This is a genomic window from Pseudoalteromonas sp. SG43-1, from assembly GCF_014164415.1.
Lineage (GTDB): Bacteria > Pseudomonadota > Gammaproteobacteria > Enterobacterales > Alteromonadaceae > Pseudoalteromonas > Pseudoalteromonas distincta.
The window spans coordinates 94,400-120,839 of the sequence record NZ_JACJFD010000008.1 but is presented as its reverse complement, the minus strand read 5'-3'; the positions used below and the strand labels follow the sequence as shown (position 1 = coordinate 120,839).

Annotated in this window: 23 protein-coding genes; 19 read left to right on the top strand and 4 right to left on the bottom strand. The window is 38.3% G+C overall.

The window, feature by feature from the left end; translation table 11 throughout:
* The first annotated feature begins 45 nt into the window (after positions 1-45).
* The 4 genes from prfC to H5159_RS08385 all read left to right on the top strand — a co-directional run bounded on the left by prfC (position 46) and on the right by H5159_RS08385 (position 5,165).
* Positions 46-1,635 carry a peptide chain release factor 3 gene (gene prfC, locus H5159_RS08400; protein WP_002958776.1) on the top strand — a complete coding sequence of 530 codons (1,590 nt, stop codon included), beginning with the start codon at positions 46-48 and terminating at the stop codon, positions 1,633-1,635.
* Between the two features lie 60 nt (positions 1,636-1,695).
* On the top strand, positions 1,696-3,438 hold the full coding sequence (gene argS, locus H5159_RS08395; protein WP_002958775.1) for an arginine--tRNA ligase: 1,743 nt from the start codon (positions 1,696-1,698) through the stop codon (positions 3,436-3,438).
* A 299-nt stretch (positions 3,439-3,737) separates the two neighbouring features.
* Positions 3,738-4,376 carry a pyridoxamine 5'-phosphate oxidase gene (pdxH, locus tag H5159_RS08390; RefSeq protein WP_024596079.1) on the top strand — a complete coding sequence of 213 codons (639 nt, stop codon included), beginning with the start codon at positions 3,738-3,740 and terminating at the stop codon, positions 4,374-4,376.
* Positions 4,377-4,397: 21 nt separating this feature from the next.
* Complete coding sequence (locus H5159_RS08385) at positions 4,398-5,165, top strand: TatD family hydrolase (RefSeq protein WP_182723972.1); 768 nt, start codon at positions 4,398-4,400, stop codon at positions 5,163-5,165.
* On the opposite strand, the gene H5159_RS08380 is transcribed toward H5159_RS08385, so the two are convergent.
* Positions 5,132-5,752, bottom strand: coding sequence for an AhpA/YtjB family protein (locus tag H5159_RS08380; protein ID WP_002958772.1), 621 nt, complete (start codon positions 5,750-5,752; stop codon positions 5,132-5,134). The genes H5159_RS08385 and H5159_RS08380 overlap by 34 nt on opposite strands.
* 152 nt (positions 5,753-5,904) lie before the next feature.
* Between H5159_RS08380 and serB the strand changes: the two genes are divergently transcribed.
* On the top strand, positions 5,905-6,933 hold the full coding sequence (gene serB, locus H5159_RS08375) for a phosphoserine phosphatase SerB (RefSeq protein WP_182780127.1): 1,029 nt from the start codon (positions 5,905-5,907) through the stop codon (positions 6,931-6,933).
* Between the two features lie 20 nt (positions 6,934-6,953).
* Here the strand turns inward: serB and H5159_RS08370 are convergent, their stop codons facing one another.
* Positions 6,954-9,431, bottom strand: coding sequence for a PilZ domain-containing protein (locus H5159_RS08370; protein ID WP_024596075.1), 2,478 nt, complete (start codon positions 9,429-9,431; stop codon positions 6,954-6,956).
* A gap of 364 nt (positions 9,432-9,795) precedes the next feature.
* Between H5159_RS08370 and radA the strand changes: the two genes are divergently transcribed.
* Together radA and H5159_RS08360 are read left to right on the top strand one after the other, a co-directional pair.
* A complete protein-coding gene (gene radA, locus H5159_RS08365; RefSeq protein ID WP_076923598.1) occupies positions 9,796-11,181 on the top strand; it encodes a DNA repair protein RadA in 1,386 nt (461 codons plus the stop codon).
* A gap of 75 nt (positions 11,182-11,256) precedes the next feature.
* Positions 11,257-12,189, top strand: a complete 933-nt coding sequence (locus H5159_RS08360) for a hypothetical protein (protein WP_002958768.1) — start codon at positions 11,257-11,259, stop codon at positions 12,187-12,189.
* Positions 12,190-12,242: 53 nt separating this feature from the next.
* Here the strand turns inward: H5159_RS08360 and argE are convergent, their stop codons facing one another.
* Positions 12,243-13,391: an acetylornithine deacetylase gene (gene argE, locus H5159_RS08355; protein WP_149602219.1), complete on the bottom strand. Its 1,149-nt coding sequence runs from the start codon at positions 13,389-13,391 to the stop codon at positions 12,243-12,245.
* A gap of 224 nt (positions 13,392-13,615) precedes the next feature.
* Between argE and argC the strand changes: the two genes are divergently transcribed.
* From argC to H5159_RS08305, 10 genes are all read left to right on the top strand, one after another.
* A complete protein-coding gene (gene argC / locus H5159_RS08350; RefSeq protein WP_024596072.1) occupies positions 13,616-14,626 on the top strand; it encodes an N-acetyl-gamma-glutamyl-phosphate reductase in 1,011 nt (336 codons plus the stop codon).
* A complete protein-coding gene (argB, locus tag H5159_RS08345) occupies positions 14,627-15,394 on the top strand; it encodes an acetylglutamate kinase (RefSeq protein WP_002958765.1) in 768 nt (255 codons plus the stop codon). It abuts the gene before it with no gap.
* A gap of 7 nt (positions 15,395-15,401) precedes the next feature.
* Positions 15,402-16,334 carry an ornithine carbamoyltransferase gene (locus H5159_RS08340; RefSeq protein WP_002958764.1) on the top strand — a complete coding sequence of 311 codons (933 nt, stop codon included), beginning with the start codon at positions 15,402-15,404 and terminating at the stop codon, positions 16,332-16,334.
* Positions 16,331-17,533, top strand: a complete 1,203-nt coding sequence (locus H5159_RS08335) for an argininosuccinate synthase (RefSeq protein WP_007377844.1) — start codon at positions 16,331-16,333, stop codon at positions 17,531-17,533. The genes H5159_RS08340 and H5159_RS08335 overlap by 4 nt, the downstream gene beginning before the upstream one ends.
* A 51-nt stretch (positions 17,534-17,584) precedes the next feature.
* Positions 17,585-19,450: an argininosuccinate lyase gene (gene argH / locus H5159_RS08330; RefSeq protein WP_002958762.1), complete on the top strand. Its 1,866-nt coding sequence runs from the start codon at positions 17,585-17,587 to the stop codon at positions 19,448-19,450.
* A 258-nt stretch (positions 19,451-19,708) separates the two neighbouring features.
* Positions 19,709-19,906, top strand: coding sequence for a hypothetical protein (locus H5159_RS08325; protein ID WP_182732748.1), 198 nt, complete (start codon positions 19,709-19,711; stop codon positions 19,904-19,906).
* A 16-nt stretch (positions 19,907-19,922) separates the two neighbouring features.
* Entirely contained in the window at positions 19,923-20,456 is a 534-nt protein-coding gene (locus H5159_RS08320) for a hypothetical protein (RefSeq protein WP_182780126.1), read from the top strand.
* A gap of 952 nt (positions 20,457-21,408) precedes the next feature.
* A complete protein-coding gene (locus tag H5159_RS08315) occupies positions 21,409-21,933 on the top strand; it encodes a hypothetical protein (protein ID WP_182695710.1) in 525 nt (174 codons plus the stop codon).
* Positions 21,934-22,436: 503 nt separating this feature from the next.
* A complete protein-coding gene (locus tag H5159_RS08310) occupies positions 22,437-22,964 on the top strand; it encodes a hypothetical protein (RefSeq protein ID WP_182695709.1) in 528 nt (175 codons plus the stop codon).
* A gap of 1 nt (position 22,965) precedes the next feature.
* On the top strand, positions 22,966-23,484 hold the full coding sequence (locus H5159_RS08305) for a hypothetical protein (RefSeq protein ID WP_182693093.1): 519 nt from the start codon (positions 22,966-22,968) through the stop codon (positions 23,482-23,484).
* A gap of 32 nt (positions 23,485-23,516) precedes the next feature.
* On the opposite strand, the gene coaD is transcribed toward H5159_RS08305, so the two are convergent.
* A complete protein-coding gene (coaD, locus tag H5159_RS08300; RefSeq protein ID WP_039484868.1) occupies positions 23,517-24,008 on the bottom strand; it encodes a pantetheine-phosphate adenylyltransferase in 492 nt (163 codons plus the stop codon).
* A 198-nt stretch (positions 24,009-24,206) separates the two neighbouring features.
* Here coaD and H5159_RS08295 point away from each other — a divergent pair, with 198 nt between their 5' ends.
* Positions 24,207-24,860 carry a TetR/AcrR family transcriptional regulator gene (locus H5159_RS08295; RefSeq protein WP_182723978.1) on the top strand — a complete coding sequence of 218 codons (654 nt, stop codon included), beginning with the start codon at positions 24,207-24,209 and terminating at the stop codon, positions 24,858-24,860.
* Between the two features lie 97 nt (positions 24,861-24,957).
* A complete protein-coding gene (gene thiI / locus H5159_RS08290; protein ID WP_149602230.1) occupies positions 24,958-26,415 on the top strand; it encodes a tRNA uracil 4-sulfurtransferase ThiI in 1,458 nt (485 codons plus the stop codon).
* The last annotated feature ends 25 nt before the right edge of the window (positions 26,416-26,440 follow it).

Below are 26,440 nucleotides of genomic sequence, written 5' to 3'. Positions count from 1 at the left end.
ATTAAAATGCATTCAACCCCGCATATAAACTAAAAGAATTTATCAATGGCAGACCAGACTATTATCAATGAAATCAGCAAGCGAAGGACCTTTGCTATCATCTCTCACCCGGATGCTGGTAAAACAACGATTACCGAAAAAGTATTGTTATTCGGACAAGCTATTCAAAGAGCTGGTACTGTAAAAGGTCGCGGCTCTAACCAGCATGCTAAATCTGACTGGATGGAAATGGAAAAAGAGCGTGGTATATCAGTTACTACTTCTGTAATGCAATTTCCATATAACGACGCACTTGTTAATTTACTTGATACGCCAGGACACGAAGATTTCTCTGAAGATACGTACCGTACATTAACAGCAGTAGATTCGTGCTTAATGGTTATTGATGCGGCTAAAGGTGTAGAAGACCGTACCCGTAAGCTAATGGAAGTTACACGCCTGCGTACCACACCTATTGTTACATTTATGAACAAATGTGACCGTGATATTCGCGACCCAATGGAAGTGCTGGACGAAGTTGAAACAGAGCTAAATATTGCCTGTGCACCCATTACTTGGCCAATTGGTTGTGGTAAAGAGTTCAAAGGTGTTTATCACATTCATAATGATGAAGCTGTTTTATATAAAACGGGCCAAGGTCATAAAATTCAAGATGTTCGCACAATTAAAGGCCTTGATAATCCAGAGTTAGATATAGCCATTGGTGAAGACTTAGCTGCGCAGTTACGTGATGAGCTTGAGCTTGTTATTGGTGCATCAAACGAATTTGATTTAGATCTGTTTTTAGCCGGTGAGCTTTCGCCAGTTTATTACGGTACCGCACTTGGTAACTTTGGTGTTGATCACGTGTTAGATGGTTTAACTAAGTGGGCGCCAACGCCATTACCACGTGAAACCGAAGACAGACTAATTGTTGCAACTGAAGAAAACTTTACCGGGTTTGTATTTAAAATTCAGGCCAACATGGACCCTAAACACCGTGACCGTATTGCATTTATGCGTATTGTATCGGGTAAGTACAGCCAAGGCATGAAAATGAATCACGTGCGAATTGGCAAGCAAGTGAGCATTTCTGATGCGGTAACCTTTATGGCGGGCGATCGTGAACGTGCCGCAGATGCTTTCGCTGGCGACATTATTGGCTTGCATAACCACGGTACAATTCAAATTGGTGATACGTTCACGCAAGGCGAAAAACTTAAATTTAGTGGTATTCCTAACTTCGCCCCTGAACTATTTCGTCGTATTCGCCTTCGCGATCCGCTTAAGCAAAAGCAATTGCTAAAAGGTTTAGTACAGCTTTCTGAAGAAGGGGCTGTACAGGTATTTAGACCACTTATTAATAACGACTTAATAGTAGGCGCGGTAGGCGTACTTCAGTTTGATGTGGTTGTAGCACGTTTAAAAGCAGAATATAACGTTGATGCTATTTATGAAGGCGTAAACGTGAATACGGCACGCTGGGTAAGCAGTGATGACGTTAAAAAGTTTGAAGAATTTAAACGTAAATGCGAAAGCAATTTAGCACTCGATGGCGGTGATAACTTAACTTACATTGCGCCGAGCCGTGTAAACCTTAACTTATCGGTCGAGCGTTACCCAGAAGTAACGTTTAGCCATACACGCGAAAACTAGAGCTCATTTACAAGAATTAAAAGAAAACCTGCTTTGGCGGGTTTATAAAGGTAAAAAAATATGAATATTCGTACTATTTTAATTGAAAAAGCCATTGCAGCTATGGTCGGTGCAGGCTTACCTGAAGATACAAACCCGGCAGTAACGCAAAGCACGCGTCCACAATTTGGTGATTACCAAATTAATGCAGCCATGGGCGCAGCTAAAAAAATGAAAAGCAACCCGCGTGAGCTTGCACAAAAAATTATTGATAACCTTGATGTAAGCGATATTGCACAAAAGACTGAAATTGCGGGTCCAGGTTTTATTAATATTCATTTAAAGCCTGAGTTTTTAGCGCAAAGCGTGAAAGCGGCTAACAATGATGCAAAACTAGCTGTAAACGAGCACGCTAAGCCACAAAAAGTAGTTGTTGATTATTCATCACCAAACCTAGCTAAAGAAATGCACGTAGGTCATTTACGTTCAACTATTATTGGTGACTCAATTGTACGTGCGCTTGAATTTAGAGGCGATACGGTTGTGCGTCAAAATCATATGGGTGATTGGGGCACGCAATTTGGTATGTTAATCGCGCATTTAGAAGATCAAATTAGTCAAGGCGTTGACTTAGATACTGTTGCGCTTGCTGATTTAGAAACTTTTTACCGCGATGCTAAAAAACGCTTTGACGACGAAGAAGGCTTTGCAGATAAAGCACGTGACTACGTTGTTAAATTACAAGGCGGCGATGCGCATTGTGAAAAACTTTGGAAACTATTTATAGCCACCTCAGTTAAACACTCTGAAGAAGTATACAAGCGTTTAAATGTAACGCTTACCCAAGCCGATATTATGGCTGAAAGCGCATACAATGCAGAGCTTAACGATATTATTAGCCTACTTAAAGATAAAAACATTGCCGTAGAGTCGCAAGGCGCGCAAGTGGTGTTTTTAGATGAGCTAGCTAATAAAGATGGCGAGCCATCAGCCTTTATCGTACAAAAATCTGGCGGTGGTTTTTTATATGCAACAACAGACTTAGCGGCATGTGACTACCGTTCAAATAAATTAGGTGCTGATCGCATCTTAATTTTTGTAGATGCACGTCAAAATCTACACTTTAACCAAGTAGAGCTAACAGCGCGTAAAGCTGGTTTATTAAGAGACGAAACAAGCTACGAGTTTTGCCCGTTTGGCACCATGATGGGCGCCGATAATAAACCATTTAAAACACGTACTGGCGGCACAGTAAAACTTGCTGATTTATTAGAAGAGTCAATTAACCGCGCAGCAGCAAAATTAGCTGAACGTGAGTCTGATTTAAGTGATAGCGATCGCAGCGAAATTGCCCGTAAAGTAGGTATTGGCGCAGTTAAATATGCCGACCTTTCTAAGCACCGTACCAGTGATTACATTTTTAACTGGGACAGCATGCTAAGTTTTGAAGGCGCAACCGCTCCTTACTTACAATATGCTTATACACGCGTACGCAGTATTTTCCGTAAGTCAGGCGTTGATGCTGCTACATTAAATTCAGACGTTGCAATTGTTGAGCCTCAAGAAAAAGCACTTGCACTTAAGCTACTACAGCTCGAAGAAGTACTTGATTTAATGATCAGCGAAGCAACACCGCACGTACTATGTGGTTACTTATACGAGCTTGCAAGCTTATACATGACATTTTACGAAGCCTGCCCAGTACTTAAAGAAGGCGTAGAGCCAAGCGTGCGCGATAGCCGTTTAGTGTTGTGTAATTTGGTTTCAAGAACATTAGAAACGGGATTAGATCTGTTAGGCATTGAAGTCATGGAGCAAATGTAATCTGCTGCGTGTAGTTCGCTTTGACTGCGTTGTCGTGCTTTTTTAGCCTAAGTCACATACTAAATGTATGCTCCTTGGCATAAAAAAGCACTCCGTCTTGTCAGCACTTCTACACTTGCAGATGCAATGTTTTACATTGTAGGTTGGGTTGAGTGAAACGAAACCCAACGATACACCCGAGACTCGGTGCTATTTCTATCGTATATACCTGAGACTCGATACTTGTTATTACTCAATATCTATTGTTTTAAGCTCGCTACCCTAAGCTCTTTTCTAAGTCTTTATTTAAAGGATTTGTTATGAAACTCGAAGATATCCGCCGTGAATACCTGCAAGACGCGTTAAGCGAAGATAACTTGCAAGATGACCCATTCAAGCAGTTTGAAACATGGCTTGAGCATGCTGTAGCAAGCCAATTACCCGATCCAACAGCGATGGTTGTAGCAACTGTTGATGAAACCGGTCAGCCTTCACAGCGTATTGTGCTTTTAAAGCACCTGGATGATAACGGCTTTGTATTTTTTACCAATACAGGTTCGCGTAAAGCGCAGGAGCTTAAAGGCAATAACAAAATTTCCTTGCACTTTCCGTGGCACCACATGGAACGCCAAGTTATTGTATACGGTGAGGCTAAACCATTACCTACCTCTGCTGTGGCAAAGTACTTTTTATCTCGTCCTAAAGAAAGCCAATTAGCAGCGTGGGCATCAGCGCAAAGCCGTCCGGTGTCATCACGTAAAGTACTAATGGAAACCTTTGCTAATATGAAAAATAAGTTTGCTAAAGGTGCAATTCCATTACCTGATTTTTGGGGCGGTTATTGTGTAGTGCCCACTAAAATTGAGTTTTGGCAAGGTGGGGCGCATCGTTTACATGATCGTTTTATGTATCAGCGCCAAGCAGATAATAGCTGGCAAATTACACGCTTAAATCCTTAATAAATAGATGAGTAAGTAACCGTGCAATTTATTGACTCTCATTGCCACCTCGATTTTAGTGAGTTTGATTCAAGTCGTGAATCGCTCATAACCGAGTGTGTAGCAAAGGGAGTGAATCAGTTTGTTGTACCGGGTATTACGCTTGCTCAATCGCATACTCTTATAGGGCTCAAAGCAACCTATCCAAGTATAAAAATAGCGGCAGGGCTGCATCCTTACTTCTTAGATCAACATAAAGAATTGCACATAGAAGCGTTATTCGAGTTTGCAACTACAAATAAGCATCAGCTGGTGGCTATTGGTGAGTGTGGGCTTGATCGAAGCATTGAAAACCTCTCTAAACAAACTTATTTATTTGAACAGCAAATAGGGCTTTCTAATGAGCTAAGTTTACCGCTCATTGTACATCACAGGCAAAGCCATGATTTAATTGCGCAAGCGTTTAAACGTTGTAAGCCAAAAAATGGGGGAGTGATTCATGCATTTTCAGGTTCAATCCAACAAGCGAAGTACTATATCAAACAGGGCTTTAAGCTTGGCGTAGGCGGTGTTATTACCTATGAACGTGCAGCTAAAACCCGTGCTGTTATTGCCGCTATTGAGCCCGAGCACTTAGTGCTTGAAACAGATTCACCTTCAATGCCTTTAAGTGGCTACCAAGGGGAGGTTAACACGCCATTGCATATACCTGATGTGTTTGACGCACTATGTGATTTAAAGCCACACAGCGAAAAAGAGACGCTTGCAAAGCAACTTTATGATTCTTGTTCAGATGTTTTTTGCATATAACGATTTACCTGCCAGCGCTTTAATCCACGGCCTAACTGCCACGTAAAAATACAAGCAATCACTAGCATTAGTAAAACCTGCCTGCCTAAGTCATGAAAATGATTGTGGCTGTCGGATATTGCAGCGCGAGTTAAATAAGTAATAGATACAAAACCTATAGGGCGGTCATCATCGCTTATAACAGGTTCCATAAAAGGTGTTTTTAACTTACTTATTCCAGGGGTAGAATCAGAAAGTTGACCATAAACATGGTGCGACTGCCAATTGTCGCTACTGGCTAATAAAATACCCTGTTGATCGTAAATAGTGGCAGAAAGCACAAACTCATCTTTACTTATATCGTTACAAATTGCATTGAGCTGGGGTTTATTTTTTTCGATTAAAGGTGTTTTAACATTTAAAGCCATAAACTGAGTGAGGCTTTTTGCGGTGCTGTCGGCGCTATCGTAAAGTAACTGGTGACTCTGAAAACTACTATTAACACCCACCCAGCTTAGTAATACAAAACAGCCAGCCGCAAGAATTAAGCGAACGAGTCGCTTTCTTTGGGATGCGCTTATAGGGTTTTTAATATGGTTATTTTTCATAGTCACCGTTTATGCTACTGACAGCATTTTGATTTGATGTTACAACTACACTAACTATAACCTTAAACCCCACCTGATGGCGAATTTAGTGTTGAGAATAGCAGTTTTGAGATGCCAACTATCAGGAAAATAAAAATAAACACGGAGATCCCATGTCGCAAATCAACATGGCACAGCAAGCTGCTGAGCAACCATTACAACACTTAACTCTAAATAAATGGTTTAGCTATAGTGGTGGTGTATCTACACTTCTCGATTATATTCCAAACAAAGCATTAGGGTTATTTAGCATCGCATTTGCAGGTGATTTTGCGGAAAAACACATTGCCAGTATTGTTGACTTTTTAGCGACACATAACCAAAAAGTCACCGCTATATGCCAATACCAACCTGATTTAGGGCTTGCACCAGCACTGTGTTTTTACGCGCAAAATGCAGATAAAACTATAAACCCGTTAGTACTACAAGAATTTTCAAACACGCTTGATTGTCAATTAGTGCAAGTTGCTACGCCGCCTAATTTATATGAGCCAGGTTTATTGGTTATGGATATGGACTCAACTGCAATAACTATTGAGTGCATAGACGAAATAGCACGCCTTGCGAACGTATACGATGAAGTTGCCTCTGTAACTGCACTTGCAATGGCGGGTAAACTTGATTTTAGTGAGAGTTTATATCAGCGTGTAGCTAAGCTTGAAGGTATTGAAAAAAGCTTAATTGAAGAGCTGAAAAGTACATTACCATTGATGCCTGGTATTAAAATACTGTGCCAAATTTTAAAGCAACATAAGTGGTATTTGGCGATTGCCTCAGGTGGTTTTGTGCCTTTTGCAGAGCGTGTACAAGAGCTGATTAATTTAGATGAAGTGCACGCTAATGAGCTCGAATTTAAAGACGACAAGCTAACAGGTAAAGTACTGGGTACGATTGTCGATGCGCAGCAAAAAGCGGTCGTTTTAGAGGTGCTTCAGCAAAAGCTAGGGCTTAAAAAAGCACAAACTGTAGCTATTGGAGATGGCACAAATGATCTAGTCATGATGGCAAAAGCAGGCCTAGGTGTGGCCGTACATGGTAAGCCAAAAGTGGTTGAGCAAGCACAGGCGGCTATTTGTGATGGGTCATTATTGCAATTGTTGTATATGTTGGCTATTCCGTTAGAAAAACAACCAACACTTTAAAATAAATTAAGTTAAACCGCTTAACGTAAGCGGTTTAACCAAATTAGCTTACGGCGGCTCATTTGTGCTACTTGCTCTTTTTTTAGTTCTAAATGGCTTAGCGCTTCTTCAGTTATATCTACTACATCACCTACACCAGCTACGGCCCATAAGGCTTCTTCTAAATCTTTAGCTTTGTGCATTGCGTACTGACTTACGTATTTTAGCTCATTAGAAAGATAATCAGTATCGGGGCGACCTGTGCGCGATATATACAAACGCATTACGAATATAAGTTGCGATGTAATACCTTTACTAATTTGTTTATAAAAGCTTGAGTAGTCTTCACCTAAAGCGCATTGGCTAACAATAGCCTCTTCAATACTGCCTTTTCGAGGATCGAAGTTAATAGCAAGTGTAAAAGCAAGCGGTGCATCTTGGCGGCTGCGATCTTTAATATTTGGTGTTATTACATTAATAATTTGCTCTTCGGTCAGAATGCTCGAAAAGTCAGTTTTGTTACTTAATAAACCAAAGTTTTGCAAAATCACGTGCATAGGGCTGGCGTATAACCCATATCCAATTGCGCCGGTTTTAAAGTGTGCAGCTTCTTTGTGTAAATATAGCGGAAATTGGCAAACGCTTTTTGTAACCATATTTCTAAGTGCGGTAGATAAGCCTTCTACTTTAGGTGCTTCTTCAGATACTTTAAGTTTGTCTTTATTACCTTCTATTAGCTGAGTGAAAAAGGTCACGCCAGCATGGGGTAAATCAGCAATACGATTTGCTTTTAGGTTAATAGTAGTAAATGACTTACTGATGGCCATTACTTCGTACTTTAGTTCACTAAGCTTATGCTTTTTAGTTATTTTTTGAAGTTCAGGGAATGCTAAAAGTACTATATCGCCTTTTTTAAATGTGGCAGGTTGTTCGCACTCTAACTGCAAACCCATTACCGAAAAGTCACGTGTATAGCCGTTAAATACCTCATCATTAATAGTGACACTAACTGGTGTTTTATAAAGATAGCGCTTATGCGAGCGTAAATTTACGTATTCAAGTGGCACAATATCTAAGTAGGGTGGTGTTTTGTGTTTTGCGTGGCCAAAGTGCTTAAGCTGATTTACTAATGCTTTATCAAAAGTAAGTTGTTTATAATTTGCTTGTTCAGCTTTATTGCCAATATTTGTAAGTACAACAATATACTTAACATCTTTTATAAGGCCTTTTACACGAGGTGAAGGCGGCTTATTTAATTTTTCTATATTTTCACCGGCACTATTAGGTAGTGAAAGCGGTATAAAAGAATCATCTGGATGACTTGGCATTACTTGTATTTTAAAGCACTGCCAGCTCTCTTTTTGGCTACCAAAACCTAAAAATAGATCACGTAATTTAGGGTTGTTATTTAACTCTGTACGCGTCGCTGAGTAGTAATAAATTTTACCTGATGATATATGTGTAAATGTATAGAGGTAATCTTCTTTTACTGCGGTAATTTGAGTTAGTAATTGTGTAATACGCTGATGATTAAGTATATTGTACAAACACGGTATTTTTCTTTCATCGGTAAAGTAGCGCTGAATAAAAATATTATTTTCAGTGGTAAGGCTAAGGCTTGGGTAATATTGCTCATCTTTTTTACTTAAAAACACATATAAAGACGTTACGCGAGGAATGTAGTACTGCTCATACCCCTTTGATACTACAGCATCGAGCGTATTATCTAGATTTACTTTATAACGACGCTTATTACCATGAATAAAACTTTCTAAAAAGTCATTAAAGGCATCGTTGTTTTCTATATAAGTGCGCTTTAAGCGGATGTGATTAAATTCACGAGAGATATTTTCTACTGCAACAACTTCGTATTGAATACCGTTTTTTAGGCCAAGTTCAAAGTCTTGCTCAAGGCCTACTAAGCGCATTGCGATGAGTTCGCCTTTTTTTATAGAGTAGCGCGTTGCAAGCTTAACTTTACAACCGCTTAAAGATATATCTGAGGTGCTAGCAGCAATGTTCTTTTTATCTTTGTAATCAATCGTTACTTTTATTGAGTAATTCATCCGTTCTTCACGGCGGCTCTCGTAAGAGGCAAACTTAATTACTTCAGTGTTTAAGTTATTTTCTAACTCTTGTAACTCTGATTTTTCGGCTGCTTGTTTTTGTAATACGCGGTGGTTATTTTCTGTATTCATTACGGCTTCGTAAACAGCTAAGGTGTATTCACCATGTTGTTTAAGCGCTTTTTCAAACACTTCAATGGCTGTGTCATCCATAAAGTGTTGCTTGCCGTTATGCTCATATGGTTTTACTTGGCCTGTCACTAATCCGCGAAGATCAACAAAACGTGCCACTGGCTGAGATAAACGCGACATTTCCATTTTCATTAAAAATTGCTCAGGTTTAGTTAACCCTGCGGTTTTTGATTTGAAAATTAGATCAAATTTAGCGTTGCCTAAATATGTTTTTAACTCATTCACGAGGTCTTCGTGTTTGAGCATTATGTCATCAGCCATTTATAAAACCATCACCGTCTAATTGAAAAAGTAGGTATACTGTTAAGTCCATTTATTAGAAGTTCAATAAACGTTAAATCGCGCTATGTTATTAATATAGGTACAATTATTTGAGTTACTACTGTTTAGCTCTTGTTATGTATGTGTTATTTGCCATTTTATTGGCAAGTTACTTTAAACTATTACAAAGCAAAAAGTATGCCCTAAATTATAGCTAAAAAGAAACACCATGTGTATTTATTGATTGTGACGCTAGATTTTTAAGCAGGCAAGAGTTTGTTGCTAAGTAAATGCCTGAAATGGCAAAATAAGCGCCTAATAGTAAGAATTTTTTTAATTTAAAGAATAGTAGGTAAAGTTATCAATGGCTAAAGCGGCAAAAGTAGAATTTGTTTGTACCGAATGTGGCATGAACTATCAACGTTGGCAGGGTCAATGTCGCTGCGGTGCGTGGAACACATTAGCGGAATTTAAGCCTTCAGCAGGGCATAGTAAAAAAGCATCAATACGATCAAACGTTGGTGGTTATGCTGGTGGTGTTGGTGGTGGTTCTAAAAAAATCAATGATATTGCTACATCAGAGGCTGAAAAGCAGCTAACTGAAATCGGCGAGCTTGATCGCGTACTAAGCGGCGGGGTGACTACTGGCTCTGTTAATATAATTTCGGGCGATCCGGGGGCGGGTAAGACAACTTTGCTATCTGACTTAGTGGCGAGAATGTCACAGCGGATGCCGTCACTTTACTGTACGGCAGAAGAATCTTTATCGCAGTTTAAAAACAGGGTAAATCGTTTAAAGTTAAACTATAACCCGGACGAGCTTTATTTACTTTCAGAAACGAGCGTTGAAACCATCATCGAAGAGCTCGAGAAAAATAAAATTAAGTTTGCTGTTATTGACTCTATTCAAGCTGTTGTAACCGATACGGCAAATGGTAGCCCAGGTTCGCCTTCGCAAGTAAAAAGCGCCGCCCAAGCATTAACTCAGTACTGTAAGCAAAATGATGTAACCATGTTCATTATTGCTCACGTAAATAAAAATAACGAAATAGCAGGCCCTCAAACACTTGTGCATATTGTTGATGCGCTTTTACACATAGATACCAACGATGGGCAAATACGAACCCTTAGGGCAAATAAAAACCGCTTTGGTGATATTGATACTGTTGGCATTTTTAAAATGTGTGAACGTGGAATGTTAAGCGTTGATAATCCAAGTGAAATATTTTTATCGGGTTCAACCACCGACTCACCTGGCTCTACTATTACCTGTATTCGTAAAGGGAATCGTAATTTATTGCTTGAGATTCAATGTTTAACTACCGAAACAGAAGCTGAATTTCCGCAGCGTGTTTGTGTTGGTTTAAATATGAATCGTATAAAAATGCTGACCGGTATATTACGTAAGCATACTAAAACTAAAATATTTCACGATACGTTTTTTAATATTGTGGGTGGTTTAAGAATTGATGAGACAGAAACCTGCATCGATTTAGCATTAGTAACCGCGTTACTTAGCAGTTTAAACGAATTTGTTGTACCTCGTACCACGTGTATTATGGGAGAACTTAGCTTAAACGGCGATGTACGCCCAATAGACAGTGGTGTACCGCGTGTTAAAGAGGCTGCACAACATGGTTTTACAGAAATATATATTCCATTTCGCAATTACCATAAATCGATGGAAGGGCTAGGCGCTAAAATTACCCCTGTAAAAACCGTACATGAGTTACTTAGTTTGATTAATTAACACTTATCGGTGATGTTCTTCAGTGTTACTCTTAAGTTGAGACACTTTATAGAAAGAATTAAATAAGGAAATGACATGAAAAAATTAGTTATAGTTGCAGCTCTTGTGGCCGCAGGCGTGGGTGGTGTTAGTTACGCAAACTACGTAGCAACTCAAGAAGTGCGTGCAGAAGTAGATAAGCAACTTGCTTTAGTAAGCGAGCAAACTGGCGCTACATTTAAATACGCTGGTTTATCGGCAAGTGTTATTTCAAAGAGTGTAGAAATAACAAACATGGAAGTAATAAGCCCTGAAGGTGACAATGTTGCTAATATTCAAAGCATTGAAATAACTGGCTACGAGCCGGATAAAATATCACCACATACATCATTTGATGTAAAAAGCTTTCAGTTTGATAAAAGCTTCGTATCAAAATTACCAGCTGATACAAACGAAATGTTAGCGTCGGCAAGTTACGACTTACATTCATCACTTGATTACGATGAAGAGTCTGGCAATAGTGATGTAGTAGTTAAGCTTGATGCAAAAGACATTGTTAGTTTTAATATGGATATGGGTTTAGCTAATTCAAAAGCGTTAATGGATGCTTCATTGGCTATTAGCAAGGCGCAGCAAGAAGCGGGTGATCAACCGCTGACGTATGAGCAAGAATTACAGCAGCAAACACTTGTTATGCAAGCAATGAGTAAATTAGAGCCGCGTAATGTTAGCTTTGCCTTAAATAACCAGGGTAAATTAAAAGATTTACTCTCAAGCGAGCTTGAAAAGCAAGGTATGACGCTTGAGCAAATGGAAATGACGCTAGAGCAACAGTTACAACAAGCTCCTGTAACTGAAGATATTGCAGAGGCTTTAACTAGCTTTGCGAAAGGTTTAAATTCATTCAGTGTGTCTGCAAAGCTACCTGAAGGTAAAACTATGATGGAAATTAACCAACAAGTTATGATGCTAGTAGGGCAACCTGAAGAGCTAGTTAAGTTTATTAACTTAGAAGTTAAAGGTGATTAGGCCTTAGTTCTGTATTAATAAAGGCGCCAATTGGCGCCTTTATTGTAATCTTATTAGCTAAAGCAATTTGCTTTTATAAGATCAGTGATTATTTGTTGTGATGGTTTTATTTTTTCCATCGCTAAAAATTCATCAGGCTGGTGTGCTTGGTTAATTGAGCCTGGGCCCATTACAATCGTTTCACAACCGAGTTGCTGGATAAACGGCGCTTCAGTGCAGTAATTTACTGCGACCGCTTTTTGCCCCGCTATTTTTTCAGCCATTTTTACTAAAGCACTGTCGGTGCTCCCACTAAATGCCGGTATTGGTTCATGTAAATCAATAACGCTCACCGCATTTGGGTATTGCTGATTTATCTCTTTCGTTGCATCGAGTACTAATGCTTGTAGTTCTTGTACACTTAAACCTGGTAATGGGCGCATATCTATATGCATTTCACAGCAACCACAAATTCTATTCGCGTTATCGCCGCCATGAATATTACCTAAGTTTAATGTTGGATAAGGGATTTCGAAGTGGTTTATTGAATACTTATGCTTTAATTGTTCTTTTAAGATCATCAATTTTGTAATCACTTTATGCATTACTTCAATGGCGTTAAGACCACGTTCGGGATCGGAGCTATGCCCAGAGCGACCAACCACTCTTATTGCTGTACTCATATGGCCTTTGTGCATAAATACTGGCGTCATATCAGTAGGTTCGCCTATTATACAACGCGCAGGTTTTAAATTCGGGTGCTTACATATTTGTTGTGCACCAGCCATCGTTGTTTCTTCGTCGGCGGTGGCAAGGATTAAAATAGGCTGAGTTTGCTGCTTTTCATCAAGTTCACTAATCGCTTGTAATACAAAAGCAAAAAAACCTTTCATATCAATACTTCCTAGCCCATACAATTTGTTATCGAGTTCGGTAAGTTTAAATGGATTATGATTCCAACGACTGTCATCAAAAGGCACTGTGTCGGTATGACCAGCTAGCATTAATCCGCCATCACCTTCTCCGCGTTTTGCTAATAAATTATAGCGCCCTTTACCTCCTTCTAATTCTATAATTTCACACGTAAAACCGATTGTTTCGCACCAACTGGCTAGGAGTTCAATTACGTTTTTATTGCTCATACACAGGTTGTCTTCAATAGCACTAATAGAAGGGGCTGCAATCAATTGTTGGTACATGGAAATAAACGAAGGCAAAGGCATAAAAAAATCCAAAATTATTATTCAATTTAATTGCATAACAATATAAAAGTATTTATGATGAATATCAATTCACTTTTTAAGCATAAATATATTAAAAGTAACGCCATGAAAATAATGCGACGATAATCAAAATTCATTAATAAAAAAGACTTAATTAGCGTCTAAGCTAGTTTAAGCGAACATTATAGATAAGTAGTAATTAATTTTAAGATAACGAGTAACAAATGAATGTAGTGATTATTGGCGCAAGCGGATACAGCGGCGCAGAGTTAGCAAGTTTAGTTGCTAAGCATCCAAACTTAACTTTAACAGGCTGTTATGTATCTGAGGGTAGCTTAGATAAAAATAAATTGCTAAGTGATTTATACCCAGAGCACCTTGGCTTACTAGACTGCCCTTTACTTCCTCTTAGCGTATCAGCTTTTGATGACATTCAAAGTGATGCTGATTACGTATGCTTATGTACCGATCACAAAGTAAGTGTTGATCTAGCGCCGCAATTTTTAGCTATGGGTAAAAAGGTATTTGATTTATCTGGTGGCTATCGTTTAGCAAGCAATGACGACTACGTTACTTACTATGGTTTTGAGCATCAACATCCAGAGCTTTTAAATGAAGCGGCTTACGGTCTAGCTGAGTGGAACCATGATGCTATCGCTAATGCAAAGCTAATTGCTGTTGCAGGCTGTTACCCAACAGCAGCGCTTAATGCGCTAAAACCGCTTAAGCAAGCAGGCTTATTAAGCAGCGAAAGTATTATTATTAATGCGGTTTCGGGCGTTACAGGCGCAGGGCGTAAAGCCAGTGTAGGAACGCATTTTTGTGAAGTGTCGCTTGCACCTTATGGTTTGTTTAACCATCGCCACGGCCCTGAAATTGAACAACACCTTGGCCACAAAGTGTTGTTTACACCGCATCTAGGTAATTTTCCGCGCGGTATTTTAGAAACTATTTATGTACAGCTTAAGCCAGGCGTTACCAAGGAAAACGTTGCATCGGCTTATCAAGTACTTTCGAGCGAGCCATTAATTCGTTTATTAGGCGATAAAGTACCTTCAATTAAAGGTGTAGCTAAGCAGCCATTTGTTGATATTGGCTGGCAGCAACAAGGAACGCAGTTAATTGTGATGTCTGCTATTGATAACTTATTAAAAGGCGCTGCTGGACAAGCTTTGCAGTGTATTAATATTTCTATGAATTTAGATCATACCACTGGTTTAAAAGGAGCGTTTTAAATGAGTAAAAAAACGTGGGTAATTAAACTAGGTGGTGCAGTACTTAATACAGAAAATGCAGCAAAAGCGTTGTTTGATGTATTAAATGAGCAAACAAATGATGAGTTTGTGATTGTACATGGCGGTGGCGCTTTAGTTGATACATGGTTAAAACAAGCGGGTTTTGCCAGTGCTAAACACCAAGGATTACGTATTAGCCCAGCAGAGCAAATGCCTTATATAGTGGGTGCGCTTGCAGGTTGCGCTAATAAACAATTAATGACTCAAGCTATTAGTGCTGGGCACAAGCCTGTCGGCTTAAGTCTTTTTGAGGCAGGTGTTACTGCCACTCAAAAGCTAAAAGCGCTTTGCTTGGTGGGTAAATGTAAAAGCAACGACGATTCTATTGTTAATGATTTACTTAAAATCGGTCGCCTACCCATTGTTAGCTCTATAGGCTTTGATGAGCAAGGGCTTTGGTACAACGTAAATGCAGATGAAGCAGCAGCAGCTATTGCTAGTAACTTAAATGCCGAGCTTATTTTTATGACGGATGTTGAAGCAGTGCTTGATGAAAATAAACAGCCGTTACATCAACTTGACACAAAACACATTGATACTTTAATTACAAATGGAGTAATTGTGGGCGGGATGGAGGTCAAAGTTAAGACCAGCCTTCACGCTGCCCAACATTTACGACGCGGTGTGTATATTTCCAGCTGGCAAAAGCCAGAAAATTTAACTGCTCTGCTACAAGGCGAGCATGTCGGAACTAAGATTACACCATAGGTTTATTATGTTTGAGAATTTTTTAACGGGTTTAGAGTTAGACCAAGAAGGCGCACTTAATTTATTAAAGTTAGCGCAAGATATAAAAGCAAAACCAGAAAAATACAGCAATGTATTAGCGGGAAAATCAATCGTAACATTGTTTGAAAAACAAAGTTTACGTACTCGCTTATCGTTTGATATAGGTATTAACCGCCTTGGTGGCCATGCAGTTTATTTAGATCAGCAAAATGGCGCTATGGGTGCACGTGAATCAATTAAAGATTTCGCACTTAATATTTCTACTTGGGCCGATGGTATTGTTGCACGCGTAAATCAGCACAGCACATTAACTACATTAGGTGAATACGCATCAGTACCGGTAGTAAATAGTTTGTGTGATTTATACCACCCATGCCAAGCGCTTGCTGATTTTTTAACGCTTCAAGAAGTTCACGGCGATGTGAGCGAGCTTAAAGTGGCTTACTTAGGTGAGGGCAACAATGTAACTCATTCATTAATGCTTTTAGCGGCAACGCTTGGCACTGATTTTGTTGCTGTAACGCCAAAAGGCAGCTCGCCTGATTCGCAAATCCTTAAAAAGGCAGAGCAAATAGCGGCAATGAATGGCGCATCAGTGATGGTAAGTGACCGTGTTGAAGCGGCTGTTGGTGCAAACGTTGTATATGCAGATACTTGGGTATCAATGGGTGATACAACACCGCTTGAGCAAGTTAAAGAAAAATATATGCCTTATCAATTAAATCAGGCATTGCTAGATCAAACAGGTGCAACTACGGTATTACATTGCCAACCGGCACACCGTGAATTTGAAATTACCTCTGAGGTAATGGATGGTCCAGCATCGAAAATTATTCAACAAGCAGAGAATCGCATGCACGCGCAAAATGCTTTGCTAGTTACATTACTAAATCCAAATTTTGTTAAGGAACACCTATGAGTTCAATTAAAAAAGTCGTTTTAGCCTATTCAGGTGGTCTTGATACATCGGCTATCGTGCCATGGTTAAAAGAAAACTACGGTTGTGAAGTTGTTGCGTTTGTAGCGGATGTAGGTCAAGGCGCAGAAGAACTTGAAGGCGTAGAAGCTAAAGCAATCGCTTCAGGTGCTTCAGAATGTTACGTAGTTGATTTAAAAGATGAAATGGTAAGTGATTACATTTATCCAACACTTAAAACGGGCTCGATTTACGAAGGTACTTATTTACTAGGTACGTCTATGGCGCGTCCTATTATTGCTAAAGCACAAGTTGAAATTGCACGTAAAGTAGGTGCTGATGCACTTTCTCATGGTTGTACTGGTAAAGGTAATGACCAAGTTCGTTTTGAATCATGTTTTGCAGCCCTTGCTCCAGATTTAAAAGTAATTGCGCCATGGCGTGAGTGGGACTTATCGAGTCGTGAATCATTACTTGATTACTTAGCAGAGCGTGACATTCCGTGTTCAGCATCTGCTACAAAAATTTATAGCCGTGATGCTAACGCTTGGCATATTTCGCACGAAGGTGGTGAGCTTGAAGATCCATGGTGTCAACCAACTGAGCAAGTATGGACTTGGACTAACTCTCCAGAGCAAGCACCAGATAAATCAGAACTAGTAACTTTAAAAGTTGTTGAAGGCGAAGTGGTTGCTGTAAATGGCGAAGAACTTAAACCATATGACTGTTTAGTTAAATTAAACGATATTGCATCACCTCATGGCGTTGGGCGTGTTGATATTGTAGAAAACCGTTTAGTAGGTATGAAGTCACGCGGTTGTTATGAAACACCAGGTGGCACAGTAATTATGGCTGCGCTTCAAGCCATTGACGAGCTAGTGCTTGATAAAGCAAGCCGTAAATGGAAAGAAGTACTAGGTGGTGAATTTTCACATTTAGTGTACGACGGACGTTGGTTTACACCACTTAAAGATTCTATTTTAGCCGGTGCAGAAGCACTTTCTAAAGTGGCAACAGGTGAAGTGGTACTTAAGCTATATAAAGGTCAAGTAACTGCGGTTCAAAAGCAATCACCAAATAGCTTATACAGCGAAGCATTTGCTACATTTGGCGAAGATGATGTGTATGACCAGTCACACGCTGAAGGCTTTATTCGTTTATTCTCGCTTTCAAGCAGAATTTCAGCATTGGCTAAAAAGTAAATTATTTATAGCCCCTTATAAAAGGGGCACTACAGGGTTTGGAGAGATTTCATGGCATTATGGGGCGGACGTTTTTCTACGGGTCCAGATGAGGCGTTTAAGCAATTTAACGACTCTCTTCCCTTTGACTACCAGTTAGCAGAGCAAGATATTATTGGCTCTGTGGCATGGGCTGGTGCACTTGAACAGGTAAATGTACTTTCAAGTGATGAGCATACAAAATTAGTTGCTGCATTAAATGAGCTACTTGAAGAAGTTAAAGCTGATCCACAATCAGTTGCTACTTCAGGTGCAGAAGACATTCATTCACATGTTGAAGCTGCTCTAATTGAAAAAGTAGGTGATTTAGCTAAAAAATTACATACAGGCCGAAGCCGTAATGACCAAGTTGCCACCGATTTTAGACTATGGTGCCGTGATACAGCCGATCATTTACTAGATGCCATTGCACAGCTAAAAGGCGAATTTGTAGCGCTTGCAGAGCGAGAGCTTGGCACAATATTGCCAGGTTACACGCATTTACAGCGCGCACAACCAGTATTGTTTAGCCACTGGTGTATGGCGTATGTAGAAATGCTAGAGCGCGATGAAAGCCGCCTGCAAGATGCTAAAGCGCGCATGAATTTTTGCCCATTAGGCAGTGGTGCATTAGCAGGTACAGCTTATCCGATTGATCGCCAAGCATTAGCCCACGGATTAGGTTTTACAGCGGCTACAAAAAATAGCCTTGATGGCGTATCTGATCGTGACTTCGTGTTAGATCTTTTAAGTTGTGCGTCTATTTCGATGATTCACTTATCTCGTATGTCTGAAGATCTGATTTTTTATAATTCGGGTGAAGCCGGATTTATAGAGCTTGCTGATAACGTCACGTCAGGCTCATCGCTCATGCCTCAGAAAAAAAATCCTGATGCACTCGAGCTTATTCGCGGTAAAACTGGACGTGTATTTGGTGCATTTAGCGCTATGATGATGACATTAAAGGCACTGCCACTTGCATACAATAAAGATATGCAAGAAGACAAAGAAGGCCTGTTTGACGCTATGCCAACATGGCTTGCATGTATTCATATGGCGCAAGCATGTATTAAAGGCGTAAAAGTAAATGGCGATAAAACGTTAGCAGCGGCAAAAGGCGGCCACGCTAATGCCACCGAACTTGCTGATTACTTAGTTGCTAAAGGTGTGCCATTTAGAGAAGGGCATCATATTGTGGGTGTACTTGTACAGCTTGCGATTAGCGAAGGTAAAACGCTTGAGGAGCTATCACTTGAGCAGTACAAATCAGTAAACACTGTATTTGAAGACGATGTTTACCCAGTACTTGAAATTGATGCGTGTATAAAAGCGCGTCAAGCGCTTGGTGGGACGTCTATTGAGCAAGTAACTAATGCTGTTAAAGAAGCCAAAAAAAAACAGCAAATAACGGTACGTGATGCAAATTTAGATGATGTAGAGGCAATAGCCACACTTATACAGCATTGGGCAACGGTAGGCGAAAACCTACCTCGTGCAAAAAGCGATATGGTGCACTCTATTAACGAGTTTGCAGTTACTGAAATAAATGGAAAAGTGTCAGGTTGTGCATCGTTATACATTTACGATACCGGCCTTGCTGAAATACGCTCATTGGGTATAGACCCAAAAAGTAAAGTGACGGGGCAGGGTAGACAGCTTGTAGAGCACCTACTTACTAAAGCCAAAAAATTGGCACTTAACCGAGTTATTGTATTGACCCGTGTCCCCGATTTTTTTGAACAACAACGTTTTACTTTTTGTAGCAAAGACTCTTTGCCTGAAAAAGTAATGAAAGATTGTGAACTTTGCCTTCGTAAAGAAAATTGTGACGAAGTAGCAATGGAATATATTTTGAAGCTAAGTACACGTGCGGAGATCCCGTGTAAATACGTAGCTTAAACTCCCTGGATACAAAAAACGTACGGTTATCCCTGTGCGTTTTTTTATATTTGCAGTAAACTGGTCGGAGTTGTTTAGTTTGATTATATTTTTGAGTGAATTTTAATGCGTCAAAAAAAGTTGGCACATTGGTTGCTATGTATAAGATAGATAGCAAAATAGCTATCACTGCTTAAAACAGGTAATGCATTTATCTACATAATAATGTGGTTAAAAGTTGCACCAAATATAAATAAAACTTTTACAAGGATCAATCACATGCAAGTTTCAGCTAATAGCCAATTACAAATGCAAGCATACAACAAAACACAACAATTAAAGCCTGCAATGGAACAAACTGCTAGCCCTAAAACCCTGCAATCTGATACAGTAAGCTTCTCTCAAGATGGTATGAAAGCTGCGAGTGCTGATTTACAACGTAATGGCGCACCCATCATTGTAGTTAAACCAAGATGATAATTTAAGGTTTTAAATGTTGTTAACTGAGTTTTTTGGGTTGTTCTCTTTGTCAGCTTTTTTGATGTGGGGATTTTTAATGGCATTCCTTTTTAATGTGTTTGTATACACATTAGATGTCAAAAGAAAAACAACTCTATTACTCAGTTCGTTTATAATGATGGTATCTTATACTTTATCAGATTTAGTCTTTACATGGTTATCCATAAAAAACTCAATATACTTAGATTGGGCTATTTATGATATCGTCACCATTTTAGCTCTAATATTTGCCCATAAAGCCATAAGGATAACAACACCATCCTTTTTATATTTAGTTACTGGATTATCGATAAATTCAACCTTCTTTTTTTGCATGTATTTAGATATATATATATTAAAAAATAAAGAACCATGGCTTTTTTGGGAAGTTTATACATATACAGTGAACTTTATAGATCTAGTTATGATTGTTGTATTAATTATCGATAGAGACTTTCTCGGTCTTCATAAATTAAAAAATAAAACTATCAACTACTTCAAGTCAAACGATACCAACAAAGTAATCTAGCTCAAATGTACGTTACTGAACCCCTAATGGTTTATGTACAAGCCTTCTTTTTAATGGCCTTTCTGTATTGTTTGACCTCTACGATAAATAAAGAAAATAAGTCTCCTGTTTATTTATCTGCGCTTATGCTCTGCTCATATGTTTCTAGTGGTTATATAGACTTATTAGAAGGTTTATATTTAAACTCGATGCTCTACGATTTTGTTACTATTTTAGCTTTATTAATTTTAGAGTACTTTAAAGTACTTCACCGCTCTATGGCTTTTCACTTCATCATCTTTGCGTTAATAATAAATGCTGTGCTTACCTTAATATTACATTACGATCTATACGTCTTGTATAACTATGAGCCTTGGTGGTATTGGAGTGTTTATTCTGTTGGTGTAAATATGTTCGATGTTTTAATGATTCTGTCACTAGTATTCAACAAAAATCTCAAAAATAATGGATAATATTCTAGTTAATCCAGCCATTTCTTTTTACATAGGTGCATTTGTACAGTGGGGCTTTTTAATGGCTTTTTTGTACTCATTAGTTATAAGTATTAACAAACCTAGAAAAGAAGCTGTATGGTTATCATTTGTTATGTCAATTTCTTACTCCTCAAGCCTGTTTATAGATATACAACACATATCGTATCTTCAGCTCTTTTTGTTTGATATAACAACTATTTTCGCCATTATTATTTTAAGGTTGTTCATTATTGAAAATCTTATATCGATCTACTTGTTGTTAGGGTTGATTATAAACTCATCATTATTTCTTGGTATGTATATAGATGTGTCAGTTTTTAATAATTACGAACCTTGGTGGTTTTGGTTTTTTTATTCAATTGTTGTTAATTTAGCCGACTTTATGATGCTAGCTATATTTTTTATAAACAAAGATTTTTTAGCTTTAGCTGCAATTAAAATATGGTTCCACAATAGTATTATGAAAAGGAATAGAAGTAGTGGCTGATATACTTTGGGGTCTGGTAGATTTAGGATACAACGTAGCAATACTATTTACATGGTTCTTCCTAATCGCATTTTTATATAATCTATCAGCGAGTATTAATAAAAATGATAAAAGTAGAGCGCATCTTTCATTTATAATGATGGTTTCATATATATCTAGTCTTTTTATGGATCCACTGATTGAAAATCCTCACCTAAATTACTTCTATTATGATCTTGCTACTATTAGCGCCCTGATACTTTGGCGATTTATATATAAAAAATTAGTACCAATTGCTTTTGACTATTTAATTGTAGGGCTTTTTATTAATGCATGTTTATTTTTAGGTATGCATTACGATATTGAAATTGCAGGTACTCTTTACTATTGGTGGTTTTGGACAGTTTATATTTTTGGAATGTATTTTGTCGACTTTACAATGGCATTGGTATTAATCATCAATAAGGATATTTTAGGTTTGTATAAACTAAAAGGGTGGTTGCGAAATAATAAATTCATAAAGGGGCATGATGGCTGACATACTGTGGGATCTGGTAGCGATTAGAGATTATGTAGGTATATTTATTACATGGTTCTTTGTAATTGCATTTCTTTATAATTTGTCAGCAAGCATAAACAGTCCCTATAAAAATACAATGTACCTTTCTGGTATTATGATGATTTCGTATACCTTAAGTACACTGTTCGATATGGTTATAGTGTCTCACTTAAACTATTTTTACTTCGATATTGTAACTCTAATTATTATTTTTACGTTTCGGTACTGCAGTTGTGGCCCAATTTCTAACGCATTTTATTATCTTGTTTTTGGTTTGAGTATTAACGCATCTTTATTTTTAGCTATGCATTACGATATAGAGATTTTAGGTACTCTATATTATTGGTGGTTTTGGAACGTTTATGTATTTGGTATGTACTTTACAGATTTGATAATGCCATTAGCGCTTATCTTTAACAAAGATTTTTTAGGTCTAGTTAAGCTTACTAAATTTTTAACTGAAAAATTTAAAAGGTCACGCAATGCTTGATTTTTTATGGCAGCTGGCTGGTTTATACGACTATATAACCATTTTTACTACATGGTCTTTTGTACTCGCTTTTTTATATAATTTGTCTGCAAGCATTAACAAGTCTGACAAAAGCTGCACACAGCTTGCATTCATTATGATGGTATCTTACACCTCTAGTATTTTTATGGATCCCTTGAGCAAGACACCCCATTTGACCCTTTTTATATTTGATATCGTAACTATATTTTTTCTGATTATATGGCGGATATACTTTAGTAAAAATCTCCCCGTAGCCTTTTATTATCTTTTAGTCGGACTTAGCTTTAACGCATTTGTTTTTTTTGGAATGCACTACGACAGTATTGTTTTAGGAAATTTAGACTACTGGTGGTTTTGGGCCTTATATGCAATAGGGCAAATAATTTTTGATTTAACGATGCTTTTAGTTCTCCTAATTAATAAAGATTTTTTAGGTTTGGTTGCATTAAAACGGTATTTACTTAATCGTAGAAAAAGCACTCATCAAAAGGTTGAATAGAATGGAGGATCTATTTTGGCAATTAAATTCAGTTAATGAATATTTTGGAATACTTATTACATGGCTGTTTGTTTTTTCTTTTTTGTTCACTCTATCAATTGCCATTAATAAGCAAGATAAAAGCCGAGTTCACCTTAGCTTTATTATGATGGCTTCGTACACACTTAGTTTATTTATGGACATAACTACTGCAGCTCCGCATTTAAAGATGTTTATATTTGATGTACTAACAATTGCAGTTATTTTTATGTGGCGTATTTTTTTAGGACGCAAAATACCGTACGGATTTTATTATCTTATTGTAGGGCTTGGTATCAATGCCTCACTGTTTATGAGCATGTATATTGATAATACTCTTTATGGCAATCGGGACTTTTGGTGGCTGTGGATGCTGTATGGTTTACTTATGCCTATTATTGATATCACTATGGCGCTAATACTAATTATCAATAAAGATTTGCTAAAACTTGTTTGGTTAATTAAAAAATTAAAATCATCATCTATACAAAAGCCGAATTAGCGCATACAAGTTATGCGCTAATTCGGGAAGTGTTATTGGGCACCACAGCCCAGTTTAGTTTTTAGCGCTTTGACAATTACAGGGTCTACAAACTCGCTTACATCACCATTGTGACGTGCTACTTCTTTAACAAGCGTTGATGAAATAAATGAATTTCGCTCTGCGGGTGTTAAAAATACACTTTCTAAATCAGGATTCAGGCGGCGGTTCATGTTAGCTAATTGAAATTCATAGTCAAAATCAGATACAGCCCTAATACCACGAATAAGCACATTAGCATTGTGATCGCGCGCAAGGTCAGCCAATAAGCCAGAAAAACCAATGACCTTAACATTATCTAAGTGACTTAAAATAGAGTTTGCAAGTTCAACACGTTCTTCAAGGTTAAAACAGGGTTTTTTACTTGGGTTGTTCGCAACCGCAACTAATACGGTATCAAACATTTTAGCTGCACGTTGAATAAGATCTGTATGACCATTAGTTAGTGGATCAAAGGTGCCCGGGTAAATTGCAATAACTTTCATAATGTTCACTATTTATGATTTTAGCGCTAGTTTAACAGTGTTTATGCCACAAAGCAGCCTAGCTAATAACGCATATAAACACTTACTTTCTTTGAACAGGTCAGTCCAAGGTTTGAGTGTTTTAATGATTCATATTTGTTTATACTGTTTACCTCTTTTGAGTGTAATGTAGCCTATAGATAATTTGAGTATTAGCATATGAATACCAAGGATAAAATAATACACACCAGTATTTTGTTGTTTAACGAAAATGGTGAGCGTGCAATAACGACAAATCATATTGCATCAAACTTAGGGATGAGCCCGGGTAATCTTTATTATCATTTTAAAAATAAAGAAGACATTATCCGTCATATTTTTGCGCTGTATCGCGATCATTTAAATACTCACTTTAAACCTATTAATAAAGATGATGATGCATTTAATCATTTAACGGCTTATTTAGATTCGTTATTTGAATTGATGTGGCGTTACCATTTTTTTTACGACAATCTTGGCGATATACTCGCCAGAGACACTGAGCTAAAACAAGCTTACATTGATTTTCAGTTAGAGTTATTAGAGCAAGTTCGTAAAATTATTCTAGGTCTTCGCGATAGTGAAATGATTGCTATTGATGAGCAAGATGTCATTGATTTAGCCCATACACTAAAGTTAACTGTTAGCTTTTGGACGCCTTATATTAAGGCTCGTAGGCCAAGCGGTACCCTTGCTGAGCAAGATATATATCACGGTATTTTAAAAGTACTTACATTATTTAGAGCGTACAGTACCGATAAAAGTATTAATAAAATGAACCTATTACGCGAAAAATACACCGAATTAGCGCAACAAGCCCCAACTGTTGTTTAGCCGTTGCCCTTTGGTTGTTTCCTAGACGCTGGATTTTTTGCTATAATCGCGCGCCAAATGCCTGGGAGCGCGAATTCCCGCAGTCTAAGAGTGAACTATGCTTAAATTTATCGTCAAACTACATCCTGAAATAGCCATCAAAAGCCGTTCGGTCCGTAAACGCTTTACTAAAGTGTTAGAAAATAACATTAAAATTGTATTGCGACGTCTTGACGAAAAAGTACAAGTAAGAAATAACTGGGATAATATTTCAGTTGTTACAAAGCTTGAAGATGCACAAGTTCGCCTTGATTTTATCGACAGCCTTAAACGCATACCTGGTATCGTTCAGTTTATTGAAGTAACTGAAACGCAATTTGAAACTCTTGATGACATCTATCAAAAAACAATAGCGTTAGTGGGTCACACAATTGTGGGTAAAACCTTTTGTGTGCGTGCTAAGCGTATAGGCCAGCACGACTTTACCTCGACTGATTTAGAGCGTTATGTTGGTGGTGGGCTAAATCAACATATTGAAGGCGCAAGCGTAAAGCTTAGCCGTCCAGAAGTAACAATACGCTTAGAAGTAAAAGACGATAAAGCTTACATTGTTTCGCAAACGCATTTTGGTATGGCGGGCTTTCCACTACCAACGCAAGAAGACGTGCTTTCGCTTATGTCGGGTGGTTTTGACTCTGGCGTAGCAAGTTACCAAATGATTCGTAAAGGCGCACGTACGCACTTTTTATTCTTTAATTTAGGTGGCGCAGCGCACGAGATTGGTGTTAAGCAAGCGAGCTATTTTTTATGGAAAAAATACAGCTCAACACATAAAGTGAAATTTATAACAGTTGATTTTGAACCTGTTGTTGCTGAAATTCTAGAAAATGTTGAAAACAGCCAAATGGGTGTTGTGCTTAAACGTATGATGATGCGAGCAGGAAGTGTAGTGGCTGAAAAGTTGAACATTCAGGCGCTTGTCACTGGTGAAAGTATTGGCCAAGTATCTAGTCAAACATTAGCGAACTTAAGTGTGATTGACCGTGTTACTGAAACGCTTATTTTACGCCCGCTAATTCAAAATGATAAACAAGAAATTATTAATCTTGCTCGCCAAATTGGTACTGCTGAAATGGCTGAAACGATGCCTGAATATTGTGGTGTTATTTCTAAAAAGCCGACAGTTAAAGCCAAAATTGAAGTAATAGAAGCTGAAGAAGAAAAGTTCGATTTTGATGTGCTAGATACCGTAGTAAATAACGCGCGCATAATGGATGTACGCGATATTGACGTAGAGGCAAAGCAAGAGCTAAAAGAGGCTGAGTCGGTTGCTGATTTACCTGCAGGCTCTGTAGTTATTGATATTCGCTCACCTGAAGAAGAAGAAGCTGCACCGCTTGCAATCGATGGTGTTGAGGTGGTGCATTTACCGTTCTTCCGTTTGGCTACTAAGTTTGGTGATTTACCAAAAGACACTGACTACTATTTATATTGTGACAGAGGCGTAATGAGCCAACTACAGGCACTTATGCTGCACGAACAGGGCTTCGAAACTGTAAAAGTTTATCGCCCGTAAAGTTAAAAACTTATATAAGCGTGGT

Excerpts from the sequence above, each read along its gene's own strand:
- prfC (WP_002958776.1), top strand. The coding sequence starts at position 46 with ATGGCAGACCAGACTATTATCAATGAAATCAGCAAGCGAAGGACCTTT.
- argS (WP_002958775.1), top strand. The coding sequence starts at position 1,696 with ATGAATATTCGTACTATTTTAATTGAAAAAGCCATTGCAGCTATGGTC.
- pdxH (WP_024596079.1), top strand. The coding sequence starts at position 3,738 with ATGAAACTCGAAGATATCCGCCGTGAATACCTGCAAGACGCGTTAAGC.
- H5159_RS08380 (WP_002958772.1), bottom strand. The coding sequence starts at position 5,752 with ATGAAAAATAACCATATTAAAAACCCTATAAGCGCATCCCAAAGAAAG.
- serB (WP_182780127.1), top strand. The coding sequence starts at position 5,905 with ATGTCGCAAATCAACATGGCACAGCAAGCTGCTGAGCAACCATTACAA.
- H5159_RS08370 (WP_024596075.1), bottom strand. The coding sequence starts at position 9,431 with ATGGCTGATGACATAATGCTCAAACACGAAGACCTCGTGAATGAGTTA.
- radA (WP_076923598.1), top strand. The coding sequence starts at position 9,796 with ATGGCTAAAGCGGCAAAAGTAGAATTTGTTTGTACCGAATGTGGCATG.
- H5159_RS08360 (WP_002958768.1), top strand. The coding sequence starts at position 11,257 with ATGAAAAAATTAGTTATAGTTGCAGCTCTTGTGGCCGCAGGCGTGGGT.
- argE (WP_149602219.1), bottom strand. The coding sequence starts at position 13,391 with ATGCCTTTGCCTTCGTTTATTTCCATGTACCAACAATTGATTGCAGCC.
- argC (WP_024596072.1), top strand. The coding sequence starts at position 13,616 with ATGAATGTAGTGATTATTGGCGCAAGCGGATACAGCGGCGCAGAGTTA.
- argB (WP_002958765.1), top strand. The coding sequence starts at position 14,627 with ATGAGTAAAAAAACGTGGGTAATTAAACTAGGTGGTGCAGTACTTAAT.
- H5159_RS08340 (WP_002958764.1), top strand. The coding sequence starts at position 15,402 with ATGTTTGAGAATTTTTTAACGGGTTTAGAGTTAGACCAAGAAGGCGCA.
- H5159_RS08335 (WP_007377844.1), top strand. The coding sequence starts at position 16,331 with ATGAGTTCAATTAAAAAAGTCGTTTTAGCCTATTCAGGTGGTCTTGAT.
- argH (WP_002958762.1), top strand. The coding sequence starts at position 17,585 with ATGGCATTATGGGGCGGACGTTTTTCTACGGGTCCAGATGAGGCGTTT.
- H5159_RS08325 (WP_182732748.1), top strand. The coding sequence starts at position 19,709 with ATGCAAGTTTCAGCTAATAGCCAATTACAAATGCAAGCATACAACAAA.
- H5159_RS08320 (WP_182780126.1), top strand. The coding sequence starts at position 19,923 with ATGTTGTTAACTGAGTTTTTTGGGTTGTTCTCTTTGTCAGCTTTTTTG.
- H5159_RS08310 (WP_182695709.1), top strand. The coding sequence starts at position 22,437 with ATGCTTGATTTTTTATGGCAGCTGGCTGGTTTATACGACTATATAACC.
- H5159_RS08305 (WP_182693093.1), top strand. The coding sequence starts at position 22,966 with ATGGAGGATCTATTTTGGCAATTAAATTCAGTTAATGAATATTTTGGA.
- coaD (WP_039484868.1), bottom strand. The coding sequence starts at position 24,008 with ATGAAAGTTATTGCAATTTACCCGGGCACCTTTGATCCACTAACTAAT.
- H5159_RS08295 (WP_182723978.1), top strand. The coding sequence starts at position 24,207 with ATGAATACCAAGGATAAAATAATACACACCAGTATTTTGTTGTTTAAC.
- thiI (WP_149602230.1), top strand. The coding sequence starts at position 24,958 with ATGCTTAAATTTATCGTCAAACTACATCCTGAAATAGCCATCAAAAGC.